General features: G+C 42.4%; 8 protein-coding genes. All 8 read left to right on the forward strand.

Going from position 1 to position 11,254, the window contains the following annotated elements:
• Positions 1–76: 76 nt before the first annotated feature.
• The 8 genes from A8805_RS20520 (at position 77) to A8805_RS20555 (ending at position 11,253) form a co-directional block, all read left to right on the forward strand.
• Positions 77–1,381, forward strand: coding sequence for an ABC transporter substrate-binding protein (locus A8805_RS20520; RefSeq protein ID WP_109714580.1), 1,305 nt, complete (start codon positions 77–79; stop codon positions 1,379–1,381).
• A 7-nt stretch (positions 1,382–1,388) separates the two neighbouring features.
• Entirely contained in the window at positions 1,389–2,246 is an 858-nt protein-coding gene (locus A8805_RS20525; protein WP_109714581.1) for a carbohydrate ABC transporter permease, read from the forward strand.
• Between the two features lie 2 nt (positions 2,247–2,248).
• Complete coding sequence (locus A8805_RS20530) at positions 2,249–3,079, forward strand: carbohydrate ABC transporter permease (protein ID WP_109714582.1); 831 nt, start codon at positions 2,249–2,251, stop codon at positions 3,077–3,079.
• 224 nt (positions 3,080–3,303) lie between these two features.
• Complete coding sequence (locus A8805_RS20535) at positions 3,304–5,091, forward strand: sensor histidine kinase (protein WP_109714583.1); 1,788 nt, start codon at positions 3,304–3,306, stop codon at positions 5,089–5,091.
• Entirely contained in the window at positions 5,084–6,610 is a 1,527-nt protein-coding gene (locus A8805_RS20540; RefSeq protein WP_109714584.1) for a response regulator transcription factor, read from the forward strand. The genes A8805_RS20535 and A8805_RS20540 overlap by 8 nt, the downstream gene beginning before the upstream one ends.
• Positions 6,611–6,926: 316 nt before the next feature.
• Entirely contained in the window at positions 6,927–7,472 is a 546-nt protein-coding gene (locus A8805_RS20545) for a YcxB family protein (RefSeq protein ID WP_109714585.1), read from the forward strand.
• Positions 7,473–7,575: 103 nt separating this feature from the next.
• Positions 7,576–10,260 (forward strand): translation factor GTPase family protein, encoded by a 2,685-nt coding sequence (locus tag A8805_RS20550; RefSeq protein ID WP_242992524.1) that lies wholly within the window; start codon positions 7,576–7,578, stop codon positions 10,258–10,260.
• A gap of 192 nt (positions 10,261–10,452) precedes the next feature.
• Positions 10,453–11,253: an FAD binding domain-containing protein gene (locus tag A8805_RS20555; RefSeq protein WP_109714586.1), complete on the forward strand. Its 801-nt coding sequence runs from the start codon at positions 10,453–10,455 to the stop codon at positions 11,251–11,253.
• Position 11,254: the final 1 nt, after the last annotated feature.

The following is an 11,254-nucleotide window of genomic DNA, read 5'->3' on the forward strand; positions in this document are numbered from 1 at the left end:
GGATTGTCGGATTATCCATGTGCAATAGAAAAAACACATGGTAGCATAGAGTCATCAAAAGTAAGGAGAAAAAGATATGAAAAAGAAAATTGTTGCAGTATTTTTATGTGCAGCTATGGTTACTGGCATGGCAGCAGGATGTGGGTCATCCTCTGATAAGAAGTCAGAGACTTCCGCAGACGGGAGTGAAACAACAGAATTGACCCTTCTGATTGACACGGATGTGACGATCGCAGGTTTTGAGGCAGTGGCGGCAAAGGCTGAGGAGGAGATTGGCATCAAGGTCAAAATTGAGACAAGGCCTGGAGGGGCAGACGGAGACAACATTGTAAAAACCAGATTAGCATCCGGTGACATGGCGGATCTTTGCCTGTATAATTCAGGAGCATTGTTAAATGCATTGAATCCGGAAGAATATTTCCTTGATATTTCAGGAGAAGATTTTGTATCAAGAATAGATGATAATTACAAGTCGGCAGTTTCCGTGGGAGACAAGGTATTCGGTGTTCCCTATCAGTCCTCACAGGCGGAAGGAATTGTTTACAGCAAAACTTTGTATGAAAAATACAATCTGGAAGTTCCTAAGACATGGGATGAATTTCTTGCAAACTGTGATGTGCTGAAAGAAAACAAAGAAACAGCAATTTTAGGTACGTTTGCTGACTCCTGGACTGCACAGGTCCCGTTTTTGGGTGATGCTTATAACCTGCAGCAAAGTGATCCTGAGTTTGCAGAGAAATTTGACGCAGGAGAAGCAAAATGGGCAACCACACCTGCAGCTCTCAGGAGTTTTGAGAAGTTAGCGGATACAACACAATATTACAACGAAGATTATCTTGCCACTACATATGATGACGGATGCGATATTATGGCAAATGGGGAAGCAGGACATTGGTTTATCCTGTCACAGGCATTGTCCAATATTTATGAACTGTATGGTGATCAGGTTAATGATCTTGGTGTATTCGCAGTGCCTGGTGACAGCGCAGATGATAATGGAATTACCCTTTGGTATCCGGCAGCACTTTATGGAAACAAAAACAGTGATAAGACAGATGCCATTCTAAAGTTTATGGAATTTTACTTGTCTGATGAAGCCCTGGATGCATATTCAGAGGCAGTACTGCCAGACGGCCCATATTGCGTGAAAGATTATGAAATGCCAGACAATGCCTATGATGCGGTGGCAAATGATATCCAGGCTTACTTTGAATCTGGTAAAAATGCACCGGCCCTGGAATATATCAGCCAGGTGAAAGGTGCCGATTGTCCTGCTATCTGCCAGGAATTAGGCTCCGGCCAGACAACAGCACAGGAAGCAGCACAAAAATATGATAAAGATTGTGAAAAGCAGGCAACACAGCTTGGGCTGAACTGGTAGTACAGATATGGAAAGGAAAAAGATATATTCGAATTGGTTCATCGTACCGGCAATGGTGATTTTTACTGTGTTTTTTCTTCTGCCGATGGTGATATCCTTTTTTTTCAGTATGACGGTGTGGGATTTTAACAGTTTCACATTTTGCGGATTTGACAATTTTAAGACTTTCTTTTCAGACACCTCCTTGTCAAGTTCGATTAAAAATACTTTGATTTATGCAATTCTTACCTGTGGACTGAAAGTGATTCTTGCATTTTTCCTGGCAGTGTTTCTGACAAGTAAAATTAAAACGAAGAATTTCCTCAGATCTGTAGTGTTTTTCCCAAACCTGATTAGTACCATAGCAGTAGGAATTACATTTTGTGCTCTGATGCACCCGTCAAAGGGGCTGATCAACCAGGTAATTACGATGCTGAGCGGGACAGGGATGGACTGGCTTGGAAATACGAAGACGGCGCTCTATGCGGTTATATTAACGGATGTATGGAAGGGTGTCGGTGTGGCAACGGTGATTTTTATTGCAGGAATGCAGTCAATTGACAAGACTTATTATGAGGCAGCATCCATAGACGGTGCCACCGGGTGGGAGCAGCTGAAGGCAATTACTGTGCCTCTTAGCAGACCTGCTATGAATTCCGTAATTATCCTGGCATTTATCAGCGGTATGCGTACATTTGATTTAATCTGGGCTATGACAGGCGGAGGCCCGGGGTATGTGACGGAGGTAATGGCATCTACAGTGTATAAACAATATGCGGCAGGGTTTTATGGATTATCTACTGCAGGAAATGTAATTATGTTTATTCTGATTGCCATTCTGGCATTTCCGCTTCAGAAATTTCTGCTTAGCAGGGAGGTAGATTAGCTGTGAAAAGAAAAAAGAGATTATATCTTCTGGGAGATGTTTTGGGAATTCTGGGCGCAATCGTAGTATTTATTGTTCCATTTGTATTTATGCTGGTCAATGCTCTGAAAGAACGGCGTGAAGCCAACTTGTTAAGTATAGGGCTGCCAAAAGAAACCCATTGGGAAAACTTTATTGAAGTATTTAAGGCAAATGATTATCAAATTCTGACAGCTTTCAAAAACAGCGGTCTGCTTGTAGTTGGCTCTGTATTGATACTAATTGTAGTTGGCTCTATGGGCGGATATGTTTTGCAGAGAAGAAAAGATTCTGTCATGGGTGTAATGAATTCGCTGATTATGGCCGGCCTGATGGTACCGGCAGCGATTCTCCCGACAATCTGGGTGCTGCAGAAACTTCATCTCTATAAAACAATAGGGGGAATGATAATGGTAGAGGTTGCGCTGCAGATACCGTTCACAATTATGCTGTTTAGAGGATTTATGAGTTCTATTCCGATTGAATTGGAAGAGGCGGGATATATGGATGGATGTTCACGCTGGAAAATTTTTACTACTATTATTTTTCCACTGCTGAAGCCAGTGACATCTACCGTAATTATTTTGAACGCGGTAACAATATTTAACGATTTTACAAATCCGCTGTACTTTCTTCCGGGCTCGGAAAATGCAACAGTACAGTTAACGCTTTATAATTTCATGGGGCAGTATTCCAGTTCTTACAATATGCTGTTTGCAGATGTTATTTTGATTACAGTCCCCATGCTCCTGCTCTTTATATTCTTTAATAAGAGAATTGTAGACGGCATGGTGGCAGGCGCAGTGAAAGGTTAGAAAAAACTAAAAGGCAGGAAACAGGGCTGAGTCAGATCAATTCTGTCTCCAGCCTTTTTATGGTATAATGCTTTTATTCTCGCGAAGGCAACGAGCCAAGTGGACATGCTTGCATGTACATTTGGCGACTGCCGGTGGGGTCAAATACCCTGTAACTCACCGCGCTGCAAATTTGATGCCCAGTAGCTTGCTGCGGGGGCTTTGACTTAGAAGGGGGAAAGGGCATGAAGTTTCAAAAGAAAATTATTCTTGTATATGCCGCATTTTCAGTATTAATAACAGGAATTTTTGCAGCCGCATACTACAATTTGAACGTGCGCCAATATAAGGAAAGAGAGTATGGAAATATCAAAACTGTATCTCATGTAAAATTGCAGCAGATGGAAGACACCCTGGAAGGGATGGAGTCGGCCATTACGTGGGTGCTGTCTGATATAGAGGTGCTGGAAGCACTGAAAAGACTGGCTACTATGGAGACAAATTCTTATGAAGATATGTATTTCAGCGAATCCACTGCCACAGTACGCTCAAAAATGAATTCTTATTATCTGACAGAAAAATTTTACAGGACCATATTTTTTAATAAAATGGGGGTTACAATTGCAAATAATAATTATGCAGCTACAGCATTGGATTCCGAAGCAGACTATCAAAGCTATCCCTGGGTGGAGAAAGTGAGCAGCCACGGAGGCAGGGACGTTATTCTGGGTCTTCATCAGGATGATTGGGGAAACCGGATCAGGCCCCAGGTTATTTCCGTAGTAAAGGAAATACAGGGGATGGATATGGGATATATTGAAGTGCAGAAAGATAAAAAATCTCTTGATATTATGATGGAAAACTCAGACTCACGGATTACATACATCTTTTATACGAAGGATGGCAGGTTTATTTATTCCGATACGGATACCGCAGACGCAGATTATTACTGGAAGGTAATGCAGGAAAACCCTACAGACATACGCAAAATTGAGACCGAAAGTGGAGAGGAAGCATTATGCCTGATGCAGCAATCTGCGTTTCAGGATGTTGTGCTTTTGACTGTCACCCGGGTAGATATTAGCAGGAGTGCAGTTCTGGCTGTGCTGCCAGTGAGTCTTCTCCTGCTTTTTGGAGCTTTAGTTCTGTCACTGGGGTATATTTATCTTACCTCAAGGCAGCTTACAAAACCCATCCAGCAGCTACAGCATTTCATGGACACCACCAGGCTGGATAATATGGAGGCAGAAATACCGGAGAAAATCTCCAATGATGAAATTGAAGCACTTTATGTATCTTACAAAGATGTAATGAACCGGCTGAATGATTCCATGCTGAAAGAAAAGCGCATGTCACTTTTATCCTTGCAGGCCCAGTTTGATTTGCTGCAGGCCCAGGTGAACCCTCACTTTATATATAATGTACTGAATGTAATATCCAGCAGGGGGATGGTATCTGATGATGAAGTGATCTGTGATATGTGCAGCCAGCTTGCAGGAATGCTCCGGTATTCTACGAATACAAAGGATAAGTATGCTGTGGTAAGGCAGGAAATTGAATATCTTGAACTTTACCTTGGGTTACTGAAGTACAGATATGATTATAAATTCTCCTATACCATCGAAGTTGACAGCAGGATATACACCCGGCCACTCCCTAAGATTGTCCTGCAGCAGATTGTGGAAAATGCAGTGAATCATGGGTATAGAGGCAGTACCGATGTCATCCGGGTGAAGGTAAGCGGAGGCCAAAATGAGGATGGATGGTATCTGAAAGTTCACGATGATGGTCAGGGGATAGGGGAAGAAAAATTGGTAAAAATAAACAAAAATATTTCCTATACAAAAAATAAGTTTACTATACACAGAAGTGATGTGGAATTGGAAATAGGGGGAATGGGTCTGGTGAATACATATGCCCGCCTCTATCTTCTGTATAATGAGGATTTGATTTTTGAAATATTGCCTGCAGAAGGGGGAGGAACGGATGTGATAATAGGGGTAAAGGAGAAGAGAGGAGAAAAGGATGTATAGAATTGTTGTGGCAGAAGATGAACCAGCGGCTTTGGGCCATGTTTGTATGATTCTGGAAAAGAAATGCCCCCAGTACCAGATTATAGGAACGGCAGGAAATGGACTGGAAGCTTTGTGCCTCATCCGAAGGGAGCAGCCAGACGTATTGATTTCTGATGTGAGAATGCCAGTAATGGATGGGATACGGCTGATATCAAAAGTAAAGGAAGAATATCCAGAGATCCTTTCTATCATTGTCAGCGGATATTCGGAATTTGAATATGCGAAAGGAGCACTTCGATCAGGAGTCTGCGATTATCTTCTGAAGCCCCTTGCCCCGTCAGATATAAAGGAGCTGATGGACAGGCTGGAACCTCGGTTAGACGCACTGTACTACGAAAAGCGGAACAAATTGTTGAAAGCATTGTGCAGCGGAGCGGAATCTGATTCCCGGGATTCTCTGTACCGTTACTTTCCGAAAGGGCGGTATTATGCGGCAATCTACAGAAAAAACGGACTTCCAAAAAGGTTTTCCCGGAAGACAGGCGTAGAGATATTTTCAATGGAGGAAGAGAAGGTTTATATTTACGGGAGGGATGAAATGGAATCCCTATATCTTTTCCCGGAAAAACTGTTGTTTTTGGAGGATTTCGGAGAGATGGCAGAGTGTATTTTTGAAAAAGAAAGAAATGCATATACATACCTGACGGCGGTAATGTACGAAGAATCCCTTACTTTAGAAGAATTCCCCCGAATTGTAAAAAGGATGTACCGGAAGTTGGATGAGTCTATTGTAATTGGAGAAAACCAGATGCAGAAGCTTTCTTGTGAAAAGGTAGAAGAAGGCGGTTTTCCAGCGGCAAGAAGTCAGTGCGCGGGGGAATGGAACATAGAGGAAAAAGAAAAATTAGAACATATAGAATATTTAATCCGGTATAAAGAAAATGGGGAGTTTGCAGAAGAGATAAAGAAACTATTTAATATATATTGCAAACAAAAATATAGTCAGATATGCGTTGAATCGGCTGTGAAATATATTTTCCAACTGATATATAACACCTGTCCTTCTGTAAAGAATGTTATAGACCTGGAATTCATGCTGGATGATGCGTTTTACTATGCTTCGAATATGCAGGAGCTGACAGAGAGTATTCTCACCATTGTAAAGCAGTGTGTCCCGGAGCTGGGGAAAGAGAAAATCGATAATAAGGAACAGTTTTTCCAATCTATTATATATTATTTGAACGGACATATGGAGGAGGCCATAACCCTGGGAAGTATCTGTAAAAGGTTTGGAATATCTCAGACATCTTTAAGCAGAATGTTCCGTACTTATGAAGGCACCTCCTTTAGCAATTATCTTACCAGAATAAGAATTGAAAAAGCAAAGCAGATGATGCAGCAGGATCCAGAAGCCTATATCAGAGATATAGCCGAACGTGTAGGATACAGTGATCAGTTCTATTTTAGCAGGATATTTCGTTCAGTGACCGGTATCTGCCCAAAAGAATACATGGAGAAAGCCATATTGCAAATCTGATATAAAAGAGTTAAAGTCTTTTCAAACTCTATTTTAAGGCGATTGAGATAAATCAAAGAAGAAATATTTTTGTAAAAAACAATTCAGCAGGGAAGATGATGAAATATATTACTATAAAGAATGCATGTTGAGAGATGTTTATTAAATGGAGATTGCCGTAAGTCACTGATTGGATTATAATATTTAGTAAGATTATATGAAAGCTGGGTATTTTGTATTCTGGAGTGTTTGTGTGCCAAAATGAGGATAAAATACTTATGGGCAGAAAATTTGAAGAAGAGTTATACCAGTGCGGAATTTTAAAGGGAGGTAAGAAATGATGATAGAATGTAAAACTATAATGAATAAAAATTCGCTTTCTATAATAAGTAAATATTATTATAGAAATACGGAATATATACGCAAACTTAAGATAGTATTGCTGATTTGCGGTGTTCTTCTTTTTTTGATTGGCATTCCTTTTTTGACAATACAGTTTTTTACGAGTAGCTTTGACCTGAGTGGGAATACAAGCTTTATAATTTTTGCAGTAATATTAGGGGCAATATGTTTGTGGTATGTAGCTGGGGGAATGGAAAAGCAGGGGACTTACGCCATTGTAAAGCAATACTTTAAAAATGGAGAAAAAGAGAAAGTGTATAATTATACTTTTACTAAGGAAGGGATAAATATTGAGGATTCTGGAAATACGGCTTTTTATAAATGGTCTTCAATAGAAAAGAATTATGAGGAGGACCATTATTATATCTATGTGGCTAATAGCAAATATATTGTAATTGATAAGATGGGGTTTGTAGGTAATAGTCAATCTGAGTATGAAAATTTGATAAAAGAAGTTTTAAAAGAGCCAATTGATAAGTAATCTAAAATTAAAACATTGTACCATAATGTCATATTATGATACGTTTTTTGAATTCTTATGTTATGATAAAAAAGATTGAAGAAATACCAGGGGAGAATTATTTTTGGAAGCAAACGGAAAAAAACAGTTGATAGTGGGAATCCTGGCTCATGTAGACGCAGGAAAAACAACTTTATCAGAGAGTATGCTGTATGTCAGCGGAAGTATCCGGAAGCAGGGGCGGGTAGATCACCAGAATGCATTTTTGGACACGTATGAGCTGGAGCGTGCCAGAGGGATTACAATATTTTCCAAGCAGGCAGTATTTTCCTGGAAGGACATGGACATTACACTGCTTGATACGCCTGGGCACGTAGACTTTTCCGCAGAGATGGAGCGCACTCTCCAGGTGTTGGATTATGCCATTCTTGTGATAAGCGGAGCGGATGGTGTGCAGGGGCATACCGCTACACTTTGGCGTCTTCTGAAACGGTATCAGATTCCTGTTTTTGTGTTTATAAACAAAATGGATCAGGAGGGAACCAATCGGGAAGTTATTTTGGAAGAGCTGAAGAAACGTCTGGGAAACGGCTGTGTTGATTTTATCAGAATTTCTACTTCGGGGCAGGGTGATGAAGAATGGTTTGAAGAACTTGCCATGTGCCAGGACGAATTACTGGAGGAGTATCTTGGGACAGGACAGATAAAGATGAATTCTGTGGGAGAAGCAATCAAGGCCAGAAAAGTATTTCCCTGTTATTTTGGCTCAGCTCTTTATGCGGAGGGTGTAGAGGAATTGATGGAAGGTCTGCGGGAGTATACAAGAAGCAGAACATACCCGTCCGGTTTTGGTGCAAAGGTTTATAAGATCGCCCGGGATGAGCAGGGAAACAGGCTGACTTATTTGAAAGTGACCGGGGGAACCCTTAAAGTAAAGGACATACTTCCGGATATAGAGGAAAAAGTAAATCAGATCCGCATTTATTCCGGTTCAAAATATGAAACGGTGCAGGAAGTGGCAGCAGGCAGAGTCTGTGCCGCCGCTGGGCTTAACAATACTTATCCGGGACAGGGAATCGGTGGGGAAGAGGGACTGGATATGTTTATTTTGGAGCCGGTTCTTACCTATCAGGTACAGCTTCCCCCGGAATGTGATGTGCACCGCATGCTGCAAAATCTGAGACAACTGGAGGAAGAAGAGCCTCAGCTGCACATTGTCTGGGAAGAGCAGCTGGGGGAAATCCATGCACAGTTGATGGGTGAGGTGCAGACGGAGATATTAAAAAGTATCATTTTGGAGCGGTTTGGAGTTTGTGTGGAATTTGGAACAGGGAATATTGTATACAAAGAAACTATAGAAGGCTCCGCAGAGGGTGTGGGGCATTTTGAACCTCTGCGCCACTATGCAGAAGTACATCTTTTGCTGGAGGAGGGGGAGCAGGGGCAGGGACTTCAGTTTGCGGCAGACTGCAGCGAGGATATGCTGGACCGGAACTGGCAGCGGCTGATTCTCACCCATTTGGAAGAAAAAGAACACAGAGGAGTGCTGACAGGTTCTGGAATTACAGATATGAAAATCACGTTGATTGCGGGACGAGCCCACCTTAAGCACACCGAAGGCGGAGATTTCCGTCAGGCGACTTACCGGGCAGTACGCCAGGGCCTGAAAAAAGCGAAAAGTGTCCTGTTAGAGCCCTATTATGAGTTCCGTTTAGAAGTCCCTTCAGAGAATATAGGCCGCGCCATGTCGGATATTCAGAAAATGTACGGAAGCTTTGAACAGCCTGAAATGGACGGAGAGCTATCTATCCTTACAGGGACGGTGCCGGTATCTACCATGAGAGGGTATCAGACAGAACTGCTTTCCTATACAGGAGGACGAGGCAGGATGTTCTGCAGCCTGAAAGGGTACATGCCGTGTCATAATGCAGAGGAAGTGATAGAACAAATAGGATACGATTCAGAAGCAGATGCTGAGAATCCCACAGGTTCCGTCTTTTGTGCACATGGTGCAGGATTTGTTGTGAGATGGAACAAGGTGGAGGAGTATATGCATGTGGAAAGCCCTCTCAGACTGCAGGTATCAAAACAGGAGGAACAATTATATGAGCCGCCTGTATCTGTTTCACGTATAGAGTTGACCCAGGAAGAGCTGGATGCCATTTATAGAAGGACTCCGGATCCGGTGCGAAGAAAACAATCCAACGGTCCCGTGACCATAAAGGGGGCGGAAAAGGGAAAGCCTGACGGTAAGTGGGAAGAACGGGAGAAAGAGAAGAAAACCAGGGAAGAATATCTGCTGGTAGATGGGTATAACATTATTTTTGCCTGGGAAGAGTTGAAAGAGCTGGCGGAAGTGAATATTGAAGGTGCCAGAGACAAGCTAATGGATATACTATGCAATTATCAGGGATATCGGAAATGTACCGTAATTCTTGTATTTGATGCCTATAAAGTGGAAGGGAATTTAGGAGAGATCCAGAAATACCACAACATTATTGTAGTGTACACAAAAGAAGCAGAGACGGCAGACCAGTATATTGAAAAAACAGTCCGCAATATGGGCAGAAAATACGACGTTACGGTAGCCACCTCCGACGCACTGGAACAAATTATCATCATGGGTCAGGGAGCACAGCGCCTTTCTGCGGCAGGGCTGAAAGAAGAGGTAGAGCTGATGCTGAAAGAAATACGGAGTGAATATTTGGGCAGACCAGCTGAAGACAGGAATTATCTGTTTGACTATCTGACTGAGGACCTGGCGAAAGAGATGGAGAGCGTGAGGCTGGGGGGAAAAAAGAAATTTTGAGAATATTCTGAAAACGAAGAGCAAAGGGGTCAGTCCCTTTTCAAAAGGGACAGTCCCCTTTTTTGACAAATACCGACAGGTATGTTAAAATAAGTGGACCACAGGTGTGAATGACAATCAGCATTTACACCTTTTTTGGCGCAAGATGTAAAACAAAGGTTATAATGTGCTGAAGGAGAAAGGAGAACCACTTTGCTGACGATTAACAATTATGTGAAAGCAAAATCCCTGGAGGAGGCTTACAAGCTGAATCAGGCCAGAAATGCCCGCGTTATGGGCGGTATGATGTGGATGAGGCTGGGGAATGCGAAGGTACAGACGGTGATAGATTTATCAGATCTGGGATTAGACCAGATTGAAGAAACGAATCATGTGTTCCGCATCGGAGCTATGTGCACGCTGCGGCAATTAGAACTTCATGAAGGACTTAAGGAGATGTATGGGGATGCTATTGCAGAATCTGTCCGTCACATCGTGGGGGTGCAGTTCAGGAACCAGGCAACCGTAGGAGGTAGTGTCTACGGCAGGTTTGGATTCTCTGATGTGCTGACCTGTCTCTTGGCTCTGGATACATTTGTAGAATTATATAATGGCGGTACAATCCGCCTGTCCGAATTTATAAACAGGAAACGGGACAAGGATATTCTCATATCGATAGTTATAAGAAAGAGCAGCAGAAAACTCAGATATGACTCCATCCGCCAGACAAAGACGGATTTTCCGGTGCTGGCATGTGCGGTTGTAACCGGGCTGGTTCATGGAAAAGAGACATGGTACTTTTCAGTTGGAGCAAGGCCGATGAAGGCGGCGGTTCTGGAAAAGGAATGGCAGATTCCGAGGGATATTTCCAGTGAACAGTTAGAAGCTTATGCGAAAGAAGCGGCGGCAGATTTTACTTACGGGTCAAATATGCGGGGAAGTGCCGAATACCGAAGGCACTTGGCGGAAGTTCTGATTCTGCGCGGGATACGCTCAATCTTGACGGAGGAATAAT

The organism is Faecalicatena contorta (assembly GCF_003149105.1).
GTDB classification, from domain to species: Bacteria; Bacillota; Clostridia; order Lachnospirales; family Lachnospiraceae; genus Muricomes; species Muricomes contortus_C.

Coding starts and splice junctions, on each gene's coding strand:
- A8805_RS20525 (WP_109714581.1), top strand. CDS start 1,389: ATGGAAAGGAAAAAGATATATTCGAATTGGTTCATCGTACCGGCAATG.
- A8805_RS20540 (WP_109714584.1), top strand. CDS start 5,084: ATGTATAGAATTGTTGTGGCAGAAGATGAACCAGCGGCTTTGGGCCAT.
- A8805_RS20545 (WP_109714585.1), top strand. CDS start 6,927: ATGATGATAGAATGTAAAACTATAATGAATAAAAATTCGCTTTCTATA.
- A8805_RS20520 (WP_109714580.1), top strand. CDS start 77: ATGAAAAAGAAAATTGTTGCAGTATTTTTATGTGCAGCTATGGTTACT.
- A8805_RS20535 (WP_109714583.1), top strand. CDS start 3,304: ATGAAGTTTCAAAAGAAAATTATTCTTGTATATGCCGCATTTTCAGTA.